The 22,695-nt window shown below is 45.1% G+C and carries 18 protein-coding genes; 4 read left to right on the plus strand and 14 right to left on the minus strand.

Translation table 11 applies throughout. The annotated features are described in order from the left end of the window. Window positions 1–208: 208 nt before the first annotated feature. The 3 genes from fsa to QNI08_RS13535 all read right to left on the minus strand — a co-directional run bounded on the left by fsa (window position 209) and on the right by QNI08_RS13535 (window position 2,520). A complete protein-coding gene (gene fsa / locus QNI08_RS13525) occupies window positions 209–859 on the minus strand; it encodes a fructose-6-phosphate aldolase (RefSeq protein WP_285767943.1) in 651 nt (216 codons plus the stop codon). A gap of 186 nt (window positions 860–1,045) precedes the next feature. Further along, window positions 1,046–1,903: a class II fructose-bisphosphate aldolase gene (locus QNI08_RS13530; protein ID WP_285767944.1), complete on the minus strand. Its 858-nt coding sequence runs from the start codon at window positions 1,901–1,903 to the stop codon at window positions 1,046–1,048. A 245-nt stretch (window positions 1,904–2,148) separates the two neighbouring features. Further along, window positions 2,149–2,520, minus strand: a complete 372-nt coding sequence (locus QNI08_RS13535; RefSeq protein WP_061465740.1) for a response regulator — start codon at window positions 2,518–2,520, stop codon at window positions 2,149–2,151. 280 nt (window positions 2,521–2,800) lie between these two features. Here QNI08_RS13535 and QNI08_RS13540 point away from each other — a divergent pair, with 280 nt between their 5' ends. Both QNI08_RS13540 and QNI08_RS13545 read left to right on the plus strand, forming a co-directional pair. Then, window positions 2,801–3,334, plus strand: a complete 534-nt coding sequence (locus QNI08_RS13540; protein ID WP_285767945.1) for a DUF2529 domain-containing protein — start codon at window positions 2,801–2,803, stop codon at window positions 3,332–3,334. 238 nt (window positions 3,335–3,572) lie between these two features. After that, the gene (locus QNI08_RS13545; RefSeq protein WP_285767946.1) at window positions 3,573–3,737 is read left to right on the plus strand and encodes a hypothetical protein; all 165 of its coding nucleotides are present in this window, start codon (window positions 3,573–3,575) and stop codon (window positions 3,735–3,737) included. Between the two features lie 70 nt (window positions 3,738–3,807). Here QNI08_RS13545 and QNI08_RS13550 read toward each other — a convergent pair whose 3' ends face one another. From QNI08_RS13550 to QNI08_RS13590, 9 genes are all read right to left on the minus strand, one after another. Beyond that, on the minus strand, window positions 3,808–5,415 hold the full coding sequence (locus QNI08_RS13550) for a CTP synthase (RefSeq protein ID WP_285767947.1): 1,608 nt from the start codon (window positions 5,413–5,415) through the stop codon (window positions 3,808–3,810). 398 nt (window positions 5,416–5,813) lie between these two features. Next, a complete protein-coding gene (rpoE, locus tag QNI08_RS13555) occupies window positions 5,814–6,395 on the minus strand; it encodes a DNA-directed RNA polymerase subunit delta (protein WP_285767948.1) in 582 nt (193 codons plus the stop codon). 430 nt (window positions 6,396–6,825) lie between these two features. Beyond that, the gene (gene icmF / locus QNI08_RS13560) at window positions 6,826–10,092 is read right to left on the minus strand and encodes a fused isobutyryl-CoA mutase/GTPase IcmF (RefSeq protein ID WP_285767949.1); all 3,267 of its coding nucleotides are present in this window, start codon (window positions 10,090–10,092) and stop codon (window positions 6,826–6,828) included. A gap of 11 nt (window positions 10,093–10,103) precedes the next feature. Next, window positions 10,104–10,754 carry a TetR/AcrR family transcriptional regulator gene (locus QNI08_RS13565; protein ID WP_285767950.1) on the minus strand — a complete coding sequence of 217 codons (651 nt, stop codon included), beginning with the start codon at window positions 10,752–10,754 and terminating at the stop codon, window positions 10,104–10,106. 113 nt (window positions 10,755–10,867) lie between these two features. After that, window positions 10,868–12,007, minus strand: a complete 1,140-nt coding sequence (locus tag QNI08_RS13570) for an acyl-CoA dehydrogenase (RefSeq protein ID WP_285767951.1) — start codon at window positions 12,005–12,007, stop codon at window positions 10,868–10,870. A gap of 30 nt (window positions 12,008–12,037) precedes the next feature. After that, on the minus strand, window positions 12,038–13,168 hold the full coding sequence (locus QNI08_RS13575; protein WP_285767952.1) for an acyl-CoA dehydrogenase: 1,131 nt from the start codon (window positions 13,166–13,168) through the stop codon (window positions 12,038–12,040). Between the two features lie 37 nt (window positions 13,169–13,205). Further along, entirely contained in the window at window positions 13,206–14,057 is an 852-nt protein-coding gene (locus QNI08_RS13580; RefSeq protein ID WP_285767953.1) for a 3-hydroxybutyryl-CoA dehydrogenase, read from the minus strand. A 29-nt stretch (window positions 14,058–14,086) separates the two neighbouring features. Further along, on the minus strand, window positions 14,087–15,277 hold the full coding sequence (locus QNI08_RS13585) for an acetyl-CoA C-acetyltransferase (protein WP_285768116.1): 1,191 nt from the start codon (window positions 15,275–15,277) through the stop codon (window positions 14,087–14,089). A 174-nt stretch (window positions 15,278–15,451) separates the two neighbouring features. Further along, window positions 15,452–17,581 carry a (Fe-S)-binding protein gene (locus QNI08_RS13590; protein WP_285768117.1) on the minus strand — a complete coding sequence of 710 codons (2,130 nt, stop codon included), beginning with the start codon at window positions 17,579–17,581 and terminating at the stop codon, window positions 15,452–15,454. A 299-nt stretch (window positions 17,582–17,880) separates the two neighbouring features. On the opposite strand from QNI08_RS13590, the gene cls reads away from it, so the two are divergent. Together cls and uvsE are read left to right on the plus strand one after the other, a co-directional pair. After that, window positions 17,881–19,083: a cardiolipin synthase gene (cls, locus tag QNI08_RS13595; protein WP_285767954.1), complete on the plus strand. Its 1,203-nt coding sequence runs from the start codon at window positions 17,881–17,883 to the stop codon at window positions 19,081–19,083. Window positions 19,084–19,105: 22 nt separating this feature from the next. Further along, the gene (gene uvsE, locus QNI08_RS13600) at window positions 19,106–20,059 is read left to right on the plus strand and encodes a UV DNA damage repair endonuclease UvsE (protein WP_285767955.1); all 954 of its coding nucleotides are present in this window, start codon (window positions 19,106–19,108) and stop codon (window positions 20,057–20,059) included. A 45-nt stretch (window positions 20,060–20,104) separates the two neighbouring features. On the opposite strand, the gene argS is transcribed toward uvsE, so the two are convergent. Next, a complete protein-coding gene (gene argS, locus QNI08_RS13605) occupies window positions 20,105–21,775 on the minus strand; it encodes an arginine--tRNA ligase (RefSeq protein WP_285767956.1) in 1,671 nt (556 codons plus the stop codon). A gap of 3 nt (window positions 21,776–21,778) precedes the next feature. Next, entirely contained in the window at window positions 21,779–22,219 is a 441-nt protein-coding gene (locus QNI08_RS13610; protein ID WP_285767957.1) for a YwiB family protein, read from the minus strand. Window positions 22,220–22,695: the final 476 nt, after the last annotated feature.

The raw sequence follows: 22,695 nt of genomic DNA on the forward strand, positions 1-22,695 counted from the left end.
AATAAACTCCCTTCCACGCTAAGCACTTAGAAGCCACTTTTAAAAAGTAATATTTTTCCACACAAAAATTGCATAATCCGACAACATTCACTATCTAGGTTTTAGTTTACACAAAAGTAGAAAAATCATGTAAAAAAAATAAAAAAATTTCTAATTTATGTTATTTTCCATTCACTGCTGCAATCTATAGCGACTTAGCGGTAAGGCATTATGCTTCTGTACGGGAATTCCAATCCTTCAAGAACGCTTCAATTCCTTTGTCAGTCAACGGATGGTGGAATAATTGCATTAATACTTTATAAGGAATTGTTGCAATATGGGCACCTTTAAGAGCAGCATCCGTAATATGCATCGGATGGCGAATTGATGCGGCAATGATTTCCGCCTTGATATCATGGATCGCAAAGATGTCTGCAATGTCGGAAATCAAATGCAGGCCATTTTGACCGATATCATCCAAACGTCCTAGAAATGGCGATACATAAGTCGCGCCTGCCCTAGCAGCCAATAAGGCTTGGTTTGCACTGAAAATGAGGGTAACATTTGTTTTGACCCCTTGCTTTGTCAGTGCGGCAACAGCCTTCAAGCCATCTGGAGTCATAGGCACCTTGATCGTGATATTAGGAGCAATTGCAACAAGTTCCTTCGCTTCAGCCATCATTCCTTCAAAATCAAGCGAAATGACTTCCGCAGAAACTGAATCCTTGACAAGGCTAGTAATCTCCTTCAAACGATCATGGAAGGAAACGCCCTTTTCTCTTGCCACAAGGGACGGATTGGTCGTAACTCCTGCTAAGACGCCAAGTTCATGCGCTTGTTTGATTTCATCCATATTTGCTGTATCTATAAAGAATTTCATAATATACCCTCCGTATGTAATCATTTTACTTTCTCTAATTCCCCTTGAATTCTAATTGTTCAAAAAATAGAATCCATAATTACCTTGAATCTAAAAGAAACCATTGGGGGAAAGTTCCCGCCAATGGATTTATTGCCAGCAGCATCCTGCATATAAGGATCTTGACCCATATGTCGGATTTGATGTTTATGCTTTTCCGTTTGAACCGAATTCACGGATTTTTCCTATGACCGTTTCCTTGATCGCTTCACGGCCAGGAACCATGAATTTACGTGGATCGTAAACTTCGGAATCATTGTTCAGGACCTCACGTACAGCTTTCGTGAATACAATTTGGTTTTCGGTATTCACATTGATTTTGGATGTTCCAAGTGAAATCGCCTTTTGGATATCTTTCGTCGGAATGCCTGTCCCACCATGAAGAACAAGTGGTTTTTGCGTTAAATCACGTACCTCTTCCATTTCTTTATAACCAAGGTTCGGCTCACCTTTGTATGGTCCGTGAACAGATCCCAATGCTGGTGCGAAGCAATCAACATTCGTTTCTTTGACTAATTGTTCACATTCTTGAGGGTCTGCGTATACGACGCCATCGGCGATTATGTCATCTTCCTGACCACCAACCGTACCCACTTCAGCTTCAACGGACACATTACGGGCATGGGCGAATTCAACGACCTTCTTCGTCGTTTCGATATTTTCCTCGATCGGATGATGTGAGGCATCGATCATGACGGAAGTGAATCCAGCTTCGATCGCTTCTTTACATTTGTCATAACTTGAACCATGGTCAAGGTGAATGGCCACAGGAACTGTAATTTTCATATCTTCCAATAATCCTTGCACCATCATGACAGTCGTTTTGAAACCGCCCATATGACGGGCAGCACCTTCAGAAACACCAAGGATGACCGGAGATTTTTCTTGTTCCGCAGCAGCTAGAATAGCTTGAGTCCACTCTAGGTTATTGATGTTGAATTGACCTACTGCATACTTTTCTTCAAGAGCTTTATTGAGCATATCTTTCATAGAAACTAAAGGCATTTGATTTCCTCCTACTGGTGGGTGTAATGATCTTAAAGTTATTTCTTTCTAGATATTCCCTAAAATCGAAGTAGCATACGCATATCGATCAGAATATCTTTCCTCTTGTAGCATATCAATACATCAAAAAAACAGCAACAAATACACTATCCGTGGCCTTAAAATTTATTCCGAAAAAACGCGGCACATCTTGAAAAAGATAGCCGCGGCAATTTATGGCCAAGGGTGTTAACCGTTCAAGGCCATCAGCTTGACTGAATCGGTAAGTATTCCCGAACTGCTTTTCTAATATCATCGATATCGAAAGGCTTCGCAAAATGGGTCATTGCCCCTAAATCTTTTGCTTCCTGAATCATATCAAGTTCACCATAAGCGGTCATGATTATGACACGGATATCGGGATCGACGACTTTCATCCGTTTCAGGATTTCTATGCCATCCATTCCAGGAATCTTCATGTCGAGCAATACAAGATCCGGCGAATGATTATTCAAGACCTCCAGGGCTTGAATTCCATTTGCGGCTTGGAACGTTTCATACCCTTCTTTATGTAAAACCTCGTTTAATAAAATACGGATGCCGAATTGATCATCAACTATCAATATCTTCCCTGACATTTTATCACCTCTCCTATTTCCGTCTTATAAAAATATCAGCCTAACTGCTATATTACCCATACATGTATTTACTTTCACATTTTCATAAACTTGAATTCTTTGTTCCTATTCGATAATTGTAACAAAATTCCTGCCACATGGCTAAAAGGAATTTATATTTTTTTGGTTTTTTTGACCGATTTAGTAAAATGAACCAGTATCATCAAAAAAACCGAAGTCTGTCAATGCAGCGGAAAGTCCTTTATAATAATAGGACTAATTTCAAAAGGGGACCCTGATCATGTTAAAAATTTTTTCGACACAGATAAGCGGAATTTTCAAGAAAATGATGGACAATGAAGCCTTTGAAATGGAGGATGCCGGGCGCCTTTTGGCTCAGGCCGCGGTTGGGGATGGCGCGATTTTCATCCATGGTTTTGGTGAAATGCAAGGTGTCACGGCCGAGGCGCTGGAAGGGGCCGAGCCCTTTCCGAAAGCTAAAAGATATGAACACGGTGAAACTATTTCAAGAGAAGATCGATTCCTTATTTTCAGCCGGAATTCCAATGATGGCGAAGCCGTGAAGCTTGCCAAAGCACTTCAGGAAAAAGATATACCCTTTGTGGCGGTTTCCACCTCCGCAGCAGCCAACGAGAATTCCCTCATCGAACTCGCTGACGTACATATCGACCTACGCATCCACCGGGGATTGATTCCCGATGAAACAGGAAACCGATTTGGCTACCCTACCCTCATTGCCGCCCTTTTTGCCTATTATGGAATTAAATTCACTCTCGAGGAAATTATACAAGAATATCAAAATGAAGAAGCTTAACACAAAAAGGTATCGGAATGACATTATCCCGATACTTTTTTTTGAAGCAATTTCGTTAATTTGCTTTTACTCACGAGAGTTTGGGCTCTGCACCGATTGAAGAAGGCGATTCCTCTTATAAATTGAGCTTTTCACACGCAATGGCGGCCGGTTCTCACCGATTTCTTGCTTTACTCGCAAATTTCATGCTTTTACTCGCGAGTTTAACTTTTGCCTCAAATTCCAGGCCGATTCTCGTATGATGTGCGCTTTTCACACGCCATTGGCGGCCATTTATCGTCTATTTCTTGCTTTACTCGCGAATTTTGCCGCTTTACTCGCGAATTTCATGCTTTTACTCTCGGGTTCGGGCATCGCACCGATCCATACCGCCTACCGTCAGCTAGTATCCCATTCACATTAATACCTAACAAAAAAAAGCAGGCAAACTCAATGATTTATCGAGTTTGCCTGCGGTCTGATACAGCCGTTTATTAAAGTTTCTCGCTGCGCTTTAAAGACATTCCAATAAAGTCACGGAAAAGTGGCTGTGGACGGTTAGGGCGTGATGTGAACTCCGGGTGGAATTGAGAAGCCACAAACCAAGGATGATCCTTCAATTCAACGATTTCAACTAGACGGCCATCCGGGCTTGTTCCAGAGAAGACGAATCCAGCCTCTTCCATCGCCTGACGGTAATGATTATTGAATTCATACCGGTGACGGTGACGTTCATACACAACCTCGTCATTATAAGCTTCGTAAGCCTTGGTACCTTCAATAAGCTTACAAGGATATAAGCCAAGGCGCAGTGTGCCACCCAAGTCTTCCACATCCTTTTGCTCAGGAAGAAGATCGATGATTGGATCTGGAGTATCCGCTTGAATTTCAGCAGAATGGGCTTCTGGCAATCCTAACACATTGCGTGCATATTCAATGGATGCCAATTGCATGCCTAAACAAATTCCGAAGAATGGAGTTTTGGTCGTACGGGCATATTCCGTAGCCACAATTTTCCCTTCGATGCCGCGATCTCCAAAACCGCCAGGAACAAGGATGCCGTCTGCATCTTGAAGAAGTTCAGCAACATTTTCTCTCGTTACGTCTTCAGAATTGACCCAGTCGATTTCAACATCCGCGTCAAACGCATAGCCGGCGTGCTTAAGCGCTTCGACTACAGAAAGATAAGCATCCTGCAGTTCCACATATTTACCGACAAGAGCGATTTTCGTTTTCTTCGATAAAGAAGTAACCTTTTTGACAAGTTCCTTCCAATCTTCCATATCCGCCTCGCCGCAGTCCAATTTCAGGTGATCGCAAACGATTTGGTCCATATTTTGCGCTTGAAGGGCAAGCGGGATGGAGTAAAGTGTATCTGCATCCTGACATTCGATAACCGAATTTTTATCGATATCACAGAATAAAGCAATTTTATCCTTCATATCTTGTGAGATCGGGCTTTCGGTACGTGCAACGATGATGTTCGGCTGAATGCCAAGGCTGCGCAATTCCTTTACACTATGCTGTGTCGGTTTTGTTTTCATTTCACCAGCAGCTTTAATATAAGGAACAAGTGTACAGTGAATATACATAACATTATTGATTCCGATATCACTCTTGATTTGGCGAATCGCTTCAAGGAATGGGAGGGATTCAATATCTCCTACAGTTCCGCCGATTTCCGTGATGACGATATCCGCATTCGTTTCATTGCCTGAACGGAATACCCGCTCTTTGATTTCATTCGTAATGTGGGGGATGACTTGAACCGTTCCGCCCAAATAGTCGCCGCGGCGTTCTTTTCTTAAGACGGTTGAATAGATTTTCCCTGTTGTCACATTGCTGTGCTTACCTAGATTGATATCGATGAACCGCTCATAGTGACCCAAATCCAAGTCGGTCTCCGCGCCATCATCCGTAACGAACACCTCACCGTGTTGGTATGGACTCATCGTACCTGGATCCAAGTTGATATACGGGTCAAACTTTTGGATCGTCACATTCAATCCCCTATTTTTTAAAAGTCTTCCTAAAGAAGCGGCCGTTATCCCTTTTCCTAAGGAAGAAACTACTCCACCTGTCACAAAAATATATTTTGTCATCTCATATCCTCCTAATAGATTGTTTTTCTTCCTATCCTGTAAACAGGAACTTGCATCAATTCGCCGCCATATCGGCGTACAAAGCCCACAGACGTAAAGCCGTATGCCATTAATCACTTAAAGGTCATTAGTGAGAGTCATGCTCGATGCATGAACAAGGTTAAACTTCCGCAAATGACAGTAAAACATAAATATGTTCTCCATAGTTTTTACAATTCTACGGGAAATCATTTTTAAAAAATAAAAAAATGATGTCATTTATACATTCCATCATTAAAAACAAAAACGCTCCGCTTACAAAAAAGTAAGGGAGCGATATAATTTAATCAATGTGTCCTTTTTTAAGGAGCCCAAAAATGATTCTACAAATTTCGCCTTAAAAAGTCAAGGGCGATTATTTATTTTTCGTTCTCTTCATCTAGTTCTTCTTCGTCTTCATCCTCGTCCTCATCGTCTTCGAGGTCAAATGCTTCATCTTCGATTATTTCATCTTCCAGGTCTTCATCATCTTCCACATCATCGTCCAAAAGCACTTCATCGATAACTGGAGAACCTAGGATATCATCCTCGTCGTCATCCTCATCCTCGTCCAGATCATCCACATCTTCATCGAAATCAAGATCTTCATCATCCAGTTCATCGAAATCATCGATGACGGCAGCAGCCTTTTTCGTTTTCTTTTTCTTTTTCGGTTTAACGACATGGACGACTTCTTCTTCGATTTGGTCAACTGGGTACCATGTTTTCAATCCCCAACGGTTGTCACCAAGTGAAGTGAAACGGCCATCCACATTTAAATCCGTATAGAATTGGGCAATTCTCTTTTCCACTTCCGCTTTGGATAAGTGATGCAGCGTAGCGATCTCACTGATTAGATCCTTGAACAGGATCGGTTCATTTCTTTCGACTAACAAATCATATGCCATCTCTATTAAGGACATTTCCAATAGTTGCTCTTTTGAGTATTGTTTTAAACTCAAATTCTGCACTTCCCTTCTCTATTCAAACACTGAATTCTGTGTTTTTTCACATAAAAAAATAATCTAAAACAGTATTTCGATAAAATAACGACAATTCCTGCTAGACATATACTCCATTATAAACAATCCAAATGGGTTTATGCTAGTTCTATCTGTCACTTTCACGGATTTACCTTAATGCCCCGCTGTGACATTCACTTACTTGGAGATGAGACCCGATCGATTGCCAAACAGCTCAAATACCGGAATGATGGCTAACTAGATCCAAATCCGACCGTTTCCAGGTACATGCTTATGATCCGATGGAGCTGATTCATCATTTTTGCCCCTTTTTCGAATAATTATAACGGGGAATTAACATTTTTCCAAAAAGGATCATAGTTATTACGTGAATGGGACCCCTTCAATTAGGGATCCCATTCCTCATGACCTACATATTTCTGCGATATTGCCCGCCTACATCATATAGCGCCCGGGTTATCTGGCCAAGACTGGCCACTTTCACACAGTTCATGAGCTCGGCAAAAATATTGTCCCCATCCATGGCCGCAGCCTTCAGTCTGGTTAGCGCTTCATCAGTGAACTGCTGATTCTTGTCCTGGAATGCTTGCAGGTTTTTGATTTGCCCTTCCTTTTCTTCCTTTGTTGCACGGGCGATTTCCATGCTGTTGACCGCATCCTCGGAAGGGGGATTCGGATTAAGGTACGTATTGACCCCAATGATCGGCAATTCCCCCGTATGCTTCTTCATTTCATAATGCATGGATTCATCCTGGATTTTGCCGCGCTGATACTGGGTCTCCATTGCACCAAGGACGCCGCCTCGATCATTGATCCGGTCGAACTCCTGAAGGACCGCCGCCTCGACCATATCCGTCAATTCCTCGACAATGAAGGAACCGGAAATGGGATTTTCGTTCTTTGAAAGGCCATGCTCCTTCGTGATGATCATTTGAATCGCCATGGCACGGCGTACAGATTCTTCGGTAGGGGTCGTGATGGCTTCATCATAAGCATTGGTATGCAGGGAGTTACAGTTGTCCTGTAACGCCATCAATGCCTGAAGCGTGGTTCTGATATCATTAAAATCTATTTCTTGCGCATGAAGGGAGCGGCCGGATGTTTGTATATGATATTTCAGCTTCTGGCTGCGGTCATTCGCTCCATATTTATCCCTCATGACCGTCGCCCATATCCTTCTTGCAACCCTTCCGATGACCGTATATTCCGGATCGAGCCCATTAGAGAAGAAGAAAGACAGGTTCGGGGCGAAATCATCAATGTTCATCCCGCGGCTCAAGTAATATTCAATGTAGGTGAAGCCATTCGCCAAAGTGAATGCCAATTGCGAAATCGGATTGGCGCCTGCTTCGGCAATGTGATAGCCGGATATGGACACGGAATAGTAGTTCCTGACTTTATGATCGATGAAATAAGCTTGGATATCTCCCATTAACCTTAAAGCGAATTCCGTAGAGAAGATGCATGTATTCTGGCCTTGGTCCTCTTTCAGGATATCCGCCTGAACTGTTCCGCGTACCGTTTGAAGGGTGGCCGCCTGCACATCCTGCGCCTCCAGTTCGGTTAGGGGGCGGCCGAGCTCTTCCACCTTTCGCTGAACCTGCTGATCGATTGCCGTGTTCATGAACATGGCCAAAATGATCGGTGCCGGCCCATTAATGGTCATGGAAACGGATGTTGATGGATGGCAAAGATCGAAACCTGCATACAGTTTTTTCATGTCATCCAGCGTACAAATGCTAACGCCGCTTTCCCCCACCTTGCCATAGATATCCGGTCGATGATCGGGGTCTTCGCCATATAATGTTACGGAATCGAATGCGGTACTGAGCCGTTTAGCATGGTCATCCTTAGATAAATAATGAAAGCGGCGATTCGTCCGGTCCGGGGATCCCTCACCGGCAAATTGCCGTTTTGGATCTTCCCCTTCACGTTTGAATGGGAAGACCCCAGCTGTATACGGGAAAAAGCCCGGAACATTTTCACGGGATATCCATCCTAAGATCTCGCCATAATCAACAAATTTAGGCAATGACACTCTCGGGATCAGTAAACCTGATAAGCTTTTCGTTTTAAGCTTCGTAACGATTTCCTTATCCCTGACTTTCGTGACGAACTGCTCCCCTGCATATTTTTCTTTTAAATCATGCCATCCAGAGAGCGATGTTTTCGATTCAGGGGATAACCTGGAATGCGTTTCTTTTTTCAGTTCTTCCAAAGATGCCAGGATTTCTTCGTTATTATCCTGCTCCTTAACCGCCTCAATGGCCCCTTCAAGCTGGAAAAGCCTGCGGGCGATGCCGGCTTGCTCCTCCGTACGTTTATGATACGTTCTGACCGTATCGCTTATTTCCCGCAAATAATACCGGCGATCATTCGGGATGATGACATTTTGCTTATAAACATCCGCCTCCTTCGAAAACGAGGTGCTCCATCCCATCCCTGCTTTTTCATTGAGCTTTTCGATCAGGGCAGCGAATAATGCATTCGTGCCGGGGTCATTGAATTGGGAAGCGATCGTGCCATAAACCGGCATTTCCGAAGGATCTTGATCGAAAAGCGTCCGGCTTCGCTGATATTGCTTTTGAACTTGATTTTTTGCATCCTCGGAGCCTTTGCGCTCATATTTATTGATGACGATCAAATCTGCGTAATCGATCATATCGATTTTTTCAAGCTGGGAGGGTGCACCGAACTCACTTGTCATTACATACATGGAAACATCACAGATCTCGGCAACCTCAGCATCCCCTTGGCCAATCCCGCTCGTCTCGACGATGATCAGGTCGAAGCCGGCTGCCTTCACGACGGATATCGCATCTTTAATCGCCAAGGACAGCTCACTTTTTGAATGGCGCGTGGCCAGGCTCCGCATATACACCCGCTCAGAAAAAATCGCGTTCATCCTGATCCTGTCGCCAAGCAGGGCACCGCCCGTTTTTTGTTTGGTCGGATCGACGGATAGAATGGCCACTTTTTTATCCTTGATTTCGTTAAGGAAACGCCGGATCAGTTCATCGGTCAGTGAACTTTTACCCGCACCGCCCGTCCCTGTAATCCCAAGAACAGGCACCTTCCTTTCAGAGGTCTTGATTTGCTCAAAAATGCTTTCCACAGCTGCGGCAGATTCTTCTGTAGCCTCAAGCCTGCTTTCAGCAAAGGTGATATATTGGGCCACCGCATTCGTCCCACCTGCAATCAGATCATCAAACCGTTCCTGTAAGGACGGTTTGACAGTCGGGAAGTCACATTCCCTCATCAAGACATTGATCATGCCCTGGAGACCATATTCGCGCCCTTCATCAGGGGAGAAGATGCGGGCAATCCCATAATCATGAAGCTCCTTGATTTCCCTCGGAATGATGACCCCGCCGCCTCCGGCAAAAATCCGGATATGCTCAGCCCCCCTTTCCTTCAACAGGTCATACATATATTTAAAATATTCCACATGTCCGCCTTGGTAGGATGACATGGCAATCCCTTGAACATCCTCCTGGATGGCTGCATTCACGATCTCCTCGACAGAGCGATTATGTCCAAGGTGAATGACTTCGGCCCCGCTCGACTGCAGGATCCGCCTCATGATGTTGATCGATGCATCATGACCATCAAATAAACTCGAAGCCGTCACGAACCTGATATGGTTTTTCGGTTTATACACATCAACTGTACTCATATAGCTCCTCCTTATTGAAACGACTTGATATCCGCATTTTTATGAAAGGATGCATGTTGAATCAATAATTGGGTCTGCACATCGATATATTCCTGGAGCGTATACTCTTTATGCAAAGCCCACCTCCTAAAACTCCACATCTGTCCCTGGACAAAGATGTTGTGCGAAAGAAGGCTGATTTGTTTTTCCGTCAGCAAAAGTTCCCCGTTCTCGACACATTTCGTTATGACCTTTTCGAACATACCCACCATGCGGATCTCCTTGTTCAACACGTATGGCAGGGCATCCTTCGTCAATGCCTTCACCTCTTGATACATCACCAGCACTTCGTCCTGCATGTCATCCATCACTCTATAAAAGTAGGCGATCGTCATCTTCAAGCTTTCAAGAGTTCCATCACTTTGTTCGATTTCTTTTTGAAGCTTTTCCTGGACTTCATCATAGATGAAGTCACAAACGAGATATAATATATCTTCCTTGGTTCGGATATACTCGTATAAGGTGCCGATGCTAAAGCCAGCCGCTTTGGCAATTTCCCTCGTAGTCGCCCGATGAAATCCCTTTTCCTTGAAAAGGGTCACCGCCCCTTTGATCATTTGTGTGCGCCTCTTTTCAACCAGCCGCTCATCCTTCACAGACGCAAGAACTTCTCTTTTTTCCATTTTCAATCCCCTTTTAAAAAACGCATCATATTCTCAACGGAAAACAATCCCCCAAAATTGAAAAGGGCATTCCGGCAAGGCGGTGCCTCAAGCGGAAAACCTCATTTTCAACCCTATTTCGTAACCATCCTTGATATGACCAGCTTTTGGATTTCCTGTGTACCTTCGTAGATCTGGGTTATTTTCGCATCGCGCATATAGCGTTCGACCGGATAATCCTTTGTATATCCATAACCGCCGAATACTTGGACGGCTTCCGTGGTGACCTTCATTGCTGTGTCACCGGCGAAAAGTTTCGACATGGCCGACTCTTTTCCATATGGAAGGCCCGCCGATTCCAGCCAGGCAGCCTGATAGGTTAATAGCCTTGATGCTTCCACCCCTGTTGCCATATCCGCCAGTTTAAAGCCGATTCCCTGCTGTGCAGAGATAGGTTTGCCGAATTGGACGCGCTCTTTAGCGTAATTGACTGCGGCATCCAATGCACCCTGGGCGATCCCTACTGCTTGGGCGGCTATGCCGTTACGGCCTCCATCAAGCGTCATCATGGCGATTTTAAAGCCCTCCCCTTCCTTGCCAAGCAGGTTTTCCTTTGGCACCCGGCATTCATCAAAAATGATTTCGGTTGTCGGTGATGAACGGATTCCCAGCTTCTTCTCTTTTTTCCCAACACTGAAACCAGGGAAATCACTTTCAATGATGAAGGCACTCGTTCCTTTTTGTTTCGATTCGGGATCTGTCAAAGCGAAGACAACATAGGTATCTGCAATACCGCCATTGGTAATGAAAATTTTCGATCCGTTAATGATATATTCATCGCCGACAAGCTTTGCGGTCGTTCTCATGCCGCCCGCGTCTGAGCCGGAGCTCGGCTCAGTCAGGCCGTATGCGCCAATTTTTTCACCCTGCGCCATGGGCCGAAGGTATTTTTGCTTTTGTTCCTCTGATCCGAATTTGTAGATTGGCCAGCCTGCAAGAGAAGTATGGGCTGATAAAGTAACCCCAGTGGAAGCACAAACTCGGGAAAGTTCTTCAATCGCAATGCAATATGCCAAGTAATCGCTCCCTATTCCGCCGTATTCCTCAGGCCACGGAATTCCCGTCAAGCCAAGTTCGGCCATTTTATCAAAAATCTCACGGTCGAACCGTTCTTCTTCATCCCGCTCGGCAGCGGTAGGAGCCACTTCATTCTGGGCAAAATCGCGCACCATTTTTCTGATCATTTCATGTTCTTCCGTTAGTTTGAATTGCATGTTAACCTTCCCCTGCCTTTTTTGATGTATTTAGAGATTCTTATTGATGACCATTCTTTGGATTTCACTTGTGCCTTCATAAATTTCTGTTACCTTTGCATCCCTGAAATAGCGTTCGACTGGATATTCCGTTGTATATCCATAACCGCCGAATACTTGGACGGCTTCTATCGCCACCTCTACAGCAGTCCTCGAAGCGAACAGCTTCGCCATCGCTGCCTCCTTGCCGCACTTCAAGCCCTCTGAGCGTAAAAATGCCGCCCGGTAGACAAGTAATCTTGAAGCTTCTATGTTAGTTGCCATTTCTGCCAGCTTGAAGCCGATCCCTTGCTGTGCTGCAATCGGTTTGTTAAACTGCACCCTGTCCTTTGCATATTGGACGGCATGTTTCATCGCACCCTCAGCAATACCCAGGGCTTGGGACGCGATCCCTATCCTCCCTACATCCAGGTTGGCCATCGCAATTTTGAAGCCCTCACCTTCTTTGCCCAGCAGATTGCCCACAGGTACTTTCATATCCTCGAAGGTCACCTGCACGGTGCTCGAGCCATGGAGCCCCATTTTACGTTCATCTTTACCGATGATTAAACCTGGAGTCCCCTTTTCCACGATAAAGGCAGAGATCCCCTTGCTGCCTGCAGCAGGATCCGTCGAGGCAAAAACAATGAATACATCCGCTTCACCGCCGTTTGTGATGAATACTTTCGATCCGTTAATTCGATATTGGCCATCTTCCTTCACCGCCTTGGATTTCAAACTTGCAGCATCGGAGCCGGAGCTTTGCTCGGTCAAGCAAAAGGCGCCTAAATATTCTCCGGCGGCTAATTTAGGCACATACTTTCGCTTCTGCTCCTCGGTTCCAAAATAAACGATTGGATTCGTTCCGACAGAAGTATGGACGGAAAGTATGACACCGAGGGTGGGGCTAACTTTGGAAATTTCGTTGATGGCGATGATATAGGACATGAAATCCATCCCCGCGCCACCATATGTTTCCGGGATGGGAATTCCCATCAAGCCAAGATTGCCCATATTTTGCAGGATCGCTTTTGGGAACATGCCTTTTTCCATGGCGTCTATGTGAGGGGCAATTTCTTTCTCCGCAAAATCGCTTACCATCTTCCGCATCATTTCCTGTTCTTCTGTAAACTTGAAATCCATTCCTTCATTCCTCCCTTGCTGCAGATTCTTCGCATGATCAGTTATAGTCGTAAAAACCGCGGCCCGTTTTCTTGCCCAGCCAGCCGGCTTTTACATATTTTCTTAACAGCGGGCACGGTCGGTATTTATCGTCGCCAAGTCCTTGGTGAAGGGTTTCCATAATATATAGGCATGTGTCGAGTCCAATGAAGTCAGCTAAGGTAAGCGGCCCCATCGGATGATTCATTCCGAGCTTCATCACATCATCAATCGCCTCTTTAGTGGCGACACCCTCATATAGCGTATAGATGGCCTCGTTGATCATCGGCATCAAAATCCGATTCGCTACAAATCCGGGAAAATCATTTACCTCCACCGGTACCTTATTCAAGGTTTCAGCCATCTTTTCCACCTTTTGATAAACCTCATCCGCTGTAGCAAGGCCGCGGATGACCTCCACAAGCTTCATCACTGGTACCGGGTTCATGAAATGCATCCCAATTACATTGCCCGGCCTTTTCGTGCTTGCTGCTATTTCCGTGATCGGAAGCGAAGAAGTATTGGTAGCTAGAATGGCATGCTGCGGTGCGATTCGGTCCAGCTCGGCAAATATCTTCGTTTTTATTTCCATATTTTCCACCGCAGCTTCAATCACCAAATCCACTCCGGCTGCATTTTTCAAATCAGTCGACGGGGTCAGCCGGGAAAGGGCTGCCTCTTTATCTTCAGCCTTCATTTTTCCTTTCTCGACCTGTCGCGAAAGGTTTTTGGTGATTGTTCCTAAGCCTTTTTCCACCAATTCAGCTTTTAGATCATGCAAGAAAACCTCATAGCCCCCCATTGCACAAACCTGGGCGATGCCGGACCCCATCTGTCCCGCACCGATGACCATCACTTTTTGTATGTTCATGAAAACCCTCCTTCTTATCTATGAAACTATTACCTTTGCTTTGGCACCTCGATTAAGATTGCATCTCCCTGGCCTCCGCCGCTGCAGATTGCGGCTATGCCCAGTCCCCCGCCACGGCGTTTCAATTCATGCATGAGCGTGATGATGATGCGGGCACCGCTTGCCCCGATCGGATGCCCCAAGGCAACTGCACCGCCATTGACATTCACTTTTTCGGCATCGATGCCGGCAATCCTTCCACTTGCCAGTGCCACTGCCGCAAAGGCTTCATTCACCTCGAATAAGTCGATGTCTTCCACCGATTTCCCTGTTTTCTTCAGGATTTCATTGATGACCAAACCAGGCGTTTTCGGGAAGTCCTTCGCTTCAACGGCAACTTCGGCATGACCTAAAATGTAGGCAAACGGAGTCTTCCCTTCTTTTTCGGCACGTTCCTCGCTCATCAATACGAGTGCTCCCGCCCCATCGTTGACTCCCGGGGCATTTCCTGCCGTTATCGTTCCCTCATTATTAAAAGCTGGGCCTAATTTAGCGAGCTTCCCGGCAGATGTATCCTTTCTTGGTCCTTCATCATGCTCGAGCGTAATTGGATCCCCTTTTCTGACCGGGACCTGTACGGCAACGATTTCTTCTGCAAGTATCCCTTCATCGATTGCTTTAAGCGCCTTTTGATGGCTCTCGTAAGCCCATCCATCCTGTTCCTCACGGGAAATTTCCAGATCCTCGGCAGTGCCGTTTCCGTAAGTGCCCATATGTACCCCTGTAAAACTGCAGCTAAGTCCATCGGATATCATCGTATCCTTCATCTGTGCATCGCCCATCCTTAAGCCCCAGCGTGCCTTTGGAAGGATGTAAGGTGCATTGCTCATCGATTCCATTCCACCCGCCACAATGATATCCTCATCACCTAACCGAATGATTTGATCGGCCAGCGTGACACTGCGAAGCCCTGAAGCACATACTTTATTAATCGTTTCCGTTTTCACTTCCCAAGGAATTCCGGCATGCCGCGCTGCTTGGCGTGAAGGGATTTGCCCCTGACCTGCCTGAAGCACGTTCCCCATGATAACCTCACCCACCTGGCTGCCCTCGATCCCTGCCCGTTCAAGTGCCTCCTTGATCGCGATTCCGCCAAGCTGTGATGCCGTAAAACTGCTGAGGCCTCCGCCAAATTTCCCGAAAGGTGTTCTCACACCGCTGATTATCACTGTTTTTGCCATCATTATTTCCTCCCTTAAGTAAAATTGATTGAACGCTCGCTCAACCAAGAGCCAAACGTTTTGTAAGCGCTTAATATTATCTTACATAATTTTGTCAATAATTTAAATATTTAAATAAAAAAATCACCTGCTTCCATAAAACGATCATATAAGAAGCAGGCGATCATATTTTGATTAAGATGCGATCGGATTGTTATCTCCAATGACCGCTTTTTCGAGAAGCTCGGCTACATCATATGTTTTTACGTTTTCCTCGACTTCCTTTGCTTTCGTCCCATCCGATAGCATGGTCAAGCAGTATGGACATCCCGAGCTGATCACGGTCGGACTCACGGCAAGCGCTTGTTCCGTACGCGCCACGTTGATGCGGTTTCCTGTTTCCTCTTCCATCCACATCAAGCCGCCTCCAGCACCGCAGCACATGCCCTTTTCACGGTTGCGCTCCATCTCGATCAGCTTCACGCCATCGATCGATTGCAGGATTTCGCGCGGCGGGCTATATACCTCATTGTATCTTCCCAAGTAGCACGAATCGTGGAATGTAATCGTTTCATTCACGGAATATTGAGGCACCAGCCTGCCTTCACCTACAAGCTTTGCCAGCAGCTCAGTATGGTGGTACACTTCGGCCTCCAAGCCAAAATCAGGATACTCATTTTTAAAGATGTTGTATGCATGAGGATCGATCGTCACGATCTTCGTGATTTCGTTCTTCTGGAATTCTTCGATGTTTTTCATCGCAAGCTCCTGAAATACAAACTCATTACCCAATCGACGAGGCGTATCCCCTGAGTTTTTCTCTTTATTTCCCAGAATCGCGAATTTGACGCCCGCTTCATTCATTAACTTGGCAAAGGAAAGCGCGATCTTCTGGCTTCTGTTATCATAAGAACCCATTGAACCTACCCAGAATAAATATTCGAACTCTTCATCGGCCTTTTTCATTTCCTTCACGGTAGGCACGGTGACATCCTCCCGCAGGGTTCTCCAATCTTCCCTCTCTTTACGATTCAGTCCCCAAGGGTTTCCTTGACGCTCGATATTTGTCATCGCACGTTGGGCATCAGGGTCGAGCCTGCCTTCGGTTAGGACCAGATAGCGGCGCATATCGATGATTTTGTCGACATGTTCATTCATTACCGGGCATTGGTCTTCACAATTACGGCAAGTGGTGCATGCCCATAGTTCTTCTTCCGTAATGACTTCTCCAATCAGGCTCGGGCTGTAGCTTTCAGTCGCTGCCGCCGATTCCTGGGCACCCTCGCCGCTGCTGGCGAGAGCGATCTTGTTTCCATGCGTATTGCCGAACACAAAGGACGGCACCCATGGCTGCTTCGTTGTAACAGCAGCTCCTGTATTCGTTAAATGGTCACGCATCTTGATGATGATATCCATCGGTGATAGCATTTTCCCTGTCCCTGTTGCCGGACACATATTCGTACAGCGCCCGCATTCGACGCAGGCATAGAGGTCGACCATTTGGTATTGCGTCAAGTCCTCGATGTATTTGGAACCATAATATTGGTTGCCTTCTTTGTCCAGGATCTCTTCTTCCAAATCGACCGATTTCAATTTCCCCGGATTGTCCAGGCGATTCAGGAATACATTGATCGGACCGGCAATCAAGTGCGCATGCTTGGATTGGGGGATGTAAACAAGGAACGATAGTATGATCAATAGGTGCATCCACCAAGCTACATAAAAAACGGCAGTCGCCGCTGATGTGCCCATCCAGCCGAATAAGAAGGCTATGCTTGATGCGACTGGCTCTGACCAGGTTGCAGCATGCTCATGCCAAATCATTCCCATTCCATTCCCCAGCAGCACGGTAATCATGATTCCGGTAATGAATAAGACAACCAACCCTGCTTTGAAATCCCTTTTCAGGCGGACGAGCTTTTCTACATAACGGCGGTAACCCGCCCAAAGGATTGCCACAAGAACGGTAAGCGTCACGATTTCCTGGAAGAAGGTAAAGGCAGGATAAAGCGGTCCCAATGGCAAATGCCATCCTGGCTTTAATCCTTTAATGAAAAAGTCTAGTGCGCCAAATTGCACCAAGATGAAACCATAAAATAACATCGCATGGATGATTCCGCTCTTTTTGTCTTTGAAGAGCTTCTTCTGCCCAAACACATATACCCCTATTTTCACTAAACGATCTTTTACACGGTTATCGAATTCCACTTTTTTGCCAAGTTTTATATATGCTAAACGAGTTTTTATCAAATAGATAAATAAACCGGCTGCGTAAGCGGTTACAAGCAGAAATGCAATCAAGTTGATCCACAGTAAGCCATTCATTTCCATGCAGTCCTTCCCCCTCTTCATAAATGGTAAAATGCCAAGCAACCATTTTAATAAAATAGAAAATTTGGCATTTTTCTGAAATTTGATTACCTCCATTATATAATGAATGAGCATTCAGTCAACTTTTTTCTTCATAAAAAATAGGAATTTGCACTCTCCTTAAGTATAGTTCGACAATTCTGTCTATTTCACCTTCCCTCTCATAAAAAAAGCTTGTTCCCTGCCTGAGGTTTGACGGTTACTTACAGGTAATTTGAGCCAAACTAAACTGAAATGATGTAGGGGGGATTTTTTTGAAGATACTCACGACGCTTGCCTCCATTCTCTTATTGATCTTCACATGGTGCTTGATTGATTTAAGGCTGGGGCATAAGCGTTTTATGAAGCAGGCAGCCAACATTAAATATCCGCCTCGAAGCAGCAACATGACCGTGTTCACGTCAGGTAAAACCCTGTTTGACGATTATATGGATGAAATCAGGCGCGCCCAGGACTCCGTCCATATCCTGTTTTATATCGTGAAAAATGATCAATTCAGTAAGGACTTTTTAAAGCTGCTGCAAACAAAAGCGGAAGCGGGCGTGGAGGTAAGGCTTTTAGCCGATTGGGTCGGAAGCAAAAAAATATCACGGACAACCATCCAGCAGCTAAGAAAAAGCGGTGTTCATTTTTCTTTCAGCTTTAAACCGAAGCTCCCCTTCCTTTTTTATACGATACAAAAAAGGAATCATCGGAAAATCACGGTGATCGATGGGAAAATCGGCTATCTTGGCGGCTTTAATATCGGCAGGGAATATATAGATCAGGGGGCAAAATTGAATCCTTGGCGTGATTACCATTTGAAGATGACCGGTGAAGGGGTGCAGGATCTCCAGGAAGTCTTTCTCTTGGACTGGTACCATGATACGAATGAGGATTATCGGGGAACGCCTGCCTATTTTCCTACACTGATGCCCGGTTTCCAGGCAAATCAGGTTATCGTCACGAACGGCTGTGACCTAGAACAGACCTTGATCGGGTTGATTCGGCAGGCCAAAGAAAAAATCATCATCGGCACGCCATACTTCATTCCAAGCAAATCTTTGTTCCACGAACTAAGGGAGGCCCTTTCACGGAATGTTTCAGTGACGGTCATCGTTCCCGAAAATTCCGATCATGCACTCGTAAAAGAGGCTTCATTTCCCTATTTCCGGGTATTGTTAAAAGAAGGAGCCGCCATTATGCAATTCCAGAGAGGGTTCTACCATTCTAAAGTGATACTGATTGATGATACAATCTGTGACATCGGTACGGCAAACTTTGATAAACGAAGTTGTTTTTTAAATGGGGAAATCAACTGTTTGATTTATGACCGGGCATTTATTGAAGATGTGGAAAAGGAATTGGCAGTGGATGTTGCTGAATCGAAGCTAATGAACGGGGACAAGCTTTCTTCCATGAATGTTGTTCGTGCAGCAAAAGAATCGCTGGCTTCCATCCTTTCTCCTTTTCTGTAACATCGATTAAGGAGAAATCAAAATGAAAATAAGATTTGGGTTTGTATCCAATGCAACCTGTTTATGGGAGGCATCACCAGCGAAGACGGTTACGTTCAAGCGTTATAGCGAACTAGGTCCGGAAGCGGGAATGGACCGGCTCTTGAGTGTGACAAGGCAAAACATTGAAAATACCTTAAGGGTGCTTCAATATAACACGGCTCACCAAATAGAAGTCTACCGGATGTCCAGCTCAATTGTTCCTTTAGCCACGCATCCAGACGTGGAATGGGATTTCGTCACTCCATTCAAAAAGGAGTGGAAGCAGCTTGGCGAATGGGTTACCGATCATAAGATGCGGGTGAGCTTTCATCCCAACCAGTTTACGCTATTCACGAGCCCCAAACCAGGGATTACACACAATGCCGTAAAAGATATGGAGTTCCATTACAACATGTTCGATGCAATGGGAATCGCGGACTCTTCATTCATCAATATCCATGTCGGCGGGGCTTACGGTGATAAGGATTCAGCGTTAATAAGGGTACATGATAATCTAAAGCTGCTTCCAGAGCACGTCAAAGCCAGGATGACCTTTGAGAATGACGATAAAACCTATACAGCATCAGAAACGCTATGTGTTTGCAAAAAGGAGGGCATCCCGCTTGTATTCGATTATCACCACCATCTGGCAAACCTGTCAGATGAGCCGCTTGATGAGCTGCTTACCGAGGTGTTCACGACTTGGATCAATGCCGGAGCGGTTCCAAAAATCCATATTTCTTCTCCGAAATCACCGGGTGAATTTCGCTCGCATGCCGATTATATCGATATGGAATTCATCATGCCCCTGTTCAAAGCACTCAGGGAGCTTAGGCAAGATGTCGATTTCATGATTGAAGCCAAGATGAAGGATCGAGCCATGCTGCAGCTTATTGATGATTTGGCTAAGGTGCGCGGTGTAAAAAGGGTGAGCGGCGGTTCCGTCGAATGCTGATGACAAAAAAGCGGCTGTTTCCTTGGAAACAGCCGCTTTCACTGATTACATTTTTTCCGGTGCTGAAACGCCGATTAGTTCCAACGCGTTCCTTAGAGTGATTTGGACGGATTTGACCAGTCCAAGACGTGCCTGACTTCTTTCCATCTTCTCGACATCGAGGACCTTATCCGCGTTGTAGAAGCTATGGAATGTAGAAGCTAGGTCGAAGATATAATTCGTCATGCGATGAGGCATCCGTTTTTCGGCTGCTTCAGCAATCGCCTGCGGAAACTCGCCCAGTTTCTTCAACAGCTCGACTTCTTTTTCCGTGGAAAGGGCCGAGAAGTCCGTGATTCCTTCATAGCTGACTCCTTGCTCCACACCTTGGCGCAAAATACTTGAAATGCGCGCATGTGCATATTGGGCATAGTAGACAGGGTTATCATTGGATTGTGACACGGCAAGATCCAAGTCGAAGTCCATATGCGTATCGGCGCTTCTCATCGCAAAGAAATAACGTGTGGCATCAAGGCCAACCTCATCGATAAGATCACGCATCGTGACGGCTTTACCGGTACGCTTGCTCATTTTCATCTTCTCGCCATCTTTGTACAGATGTACAAGCTGGATGATTTCCACTTCAAGCTGCTCGCGTTTGTAGCCTAATGCTTCGATTGCCGCTTTCATGCGCGGGATATAACCATGGTGGTCAGCACCCCATATATTGATCAATGTATCGAAGCCGCGCTCCAGTTTATTACGGTGATAGGCGATATCAGGTGTCAAGTAAGTGTAAGAACCATCTTGTTTGATGAGTACGCGGTCCTTATCATCACCCAATTCGGTTGAACGGAACCACGTTGCCCCATCTTGCTCATAAACATGGCCCCTCTCCCTCAATACATTGAGGGCTTCATCGATCTTGCCATCTTGATAAAGCGAAGTCTCGGAGTACCATACATCGAATCCGACACGGAAATTACCTAAGTCCGTTTTCAGTTTTTCCATCTCGCATTTCAACCCGTATTCACGGAAGAAATCAAAACGCTCTTTTTCATCGGCGTTTACATATTTATCGCCATATTCGTCGGCAAGCTTTTTACCGAAGCCCTTGATATCTTCCCCGTGATAACCGCCCTCCGGCATTTCCTTTTCAAGACCGAGTGCCTGAAAATAGCGTGCTTCTATCGAAAACGCCAAATTATTGATTTGGTTGCCTGCATCATTGATATAATATTCACGTGAAACATCATAGCCTGCTTTGGAAAGGACATTACATAATGTATCGCCTACTGCCGCACCGCGCGCATGACCAAGGTGAAGGTCACCTGTCGGGTTTGCGGAAACGAATTCCACTTGGATCTTCTCGCCTTTTCCAAAATCGCTTTCCCCATATGCTTCTTTGGCTTTTAAAATGGCAGGAATCAATTCCGTCAAATATGAATTATCCATATAGAAGTTGATGAAGCCTGGCCCTGCAATTTCAATCTTTTCAATCGATGCCTTTGAGTTGTCGAAGTTCTCAATGATCGCTTCCGCAATCATCTTCGGTGCTTTCTTGGCAATTTTCGTTAATTGCATCGCCATATTCGTCGAATAATCTCCATGCGACTTATCTCTTGGCAGTTCCAATACTACATTCGGGATCTGTTCTTCCGCTGCCAGGCCCGCTTTGATGACGGCAGCTTTGATTTCCTCTTTCAGCTTTTCCTGTACTTCATTAACTATGTTCATGTGCTATGCTTCCTCCTTGTAGGAAATCGTCATTTCATATTGACCGGGTTCGCTTCCCTGCATATGTAATGTATATTTAAGGACAAGCTTCCCTTGTTTGGCCTGCTCATCCCATTGGTGATCAATTTTTTTCGTCGTCGTCTGTAACCCTAACCTGCCATATATACTTTCATAATGTCCATTTGTCGCTCCCTGCAAGCGGAAAAGCTGCCTCATTTTAATGGCGCCATTTCGCAGCAGGATCGTTTCGTCCATCTTATGCTTGATGGTCGTTTGTATTTGACCAGCTTCATTTTCCTCTTTATATTGCAAATACAAATCGGCACCCTTGTACATTTTTGTACCGAATGTAACCATTTCATACGTTTCCGTATTAGAGCCATGCTTGATTTTCGTTTGCAAGGTCACTTTAATCGCTTGCTTATCTATATCATGAAGAGTCAACTCTACACTTCCTTCATCGCTTCGTCCTTAACTTCATAAGTATAAATATTCTTCAAGGAAGTTTCAACTTGCATCGGAAAATAAAGTGCAATTCCAGAAAACGGGAGGGAGGAATTTCCTGAAAAGTGATTTACTCTCGTGAAACATTCACTTTATGTATGGGGAATTTATCCTTTTTAGTAGAAATTCTAAAAAATCTAAAAGCAATCGGATTTTCACTTAGGTTCCATTGCCCTGGATTTCCTTCACCAACCCTTGATACGGAATTCGTATAGCGGCATGAAACGAATAATGGACAATCCTGCAAAATTGGTATCGGCACGCTATATTTTTTCATGCATGCACAGTTTCGTGCAAACAGGCTTCGGTCAAATTCAGCTACTTCCCACCAAGCTGTTTTGCTTCATATAAACAAAAGTACCCTACAGGATAGACTTTTTTGAAAGGGCCTATTCCATAGAGTACTTTTATGAATG

It is taken from the genome of Peribacillus folii (assembly GCF_030271255.1).
In the GTDB taxonomy this organism is placed as follows: Bacteria; Bacillota; Bacilli; order Bacillales; family DSM-1321; genus Peribacillus.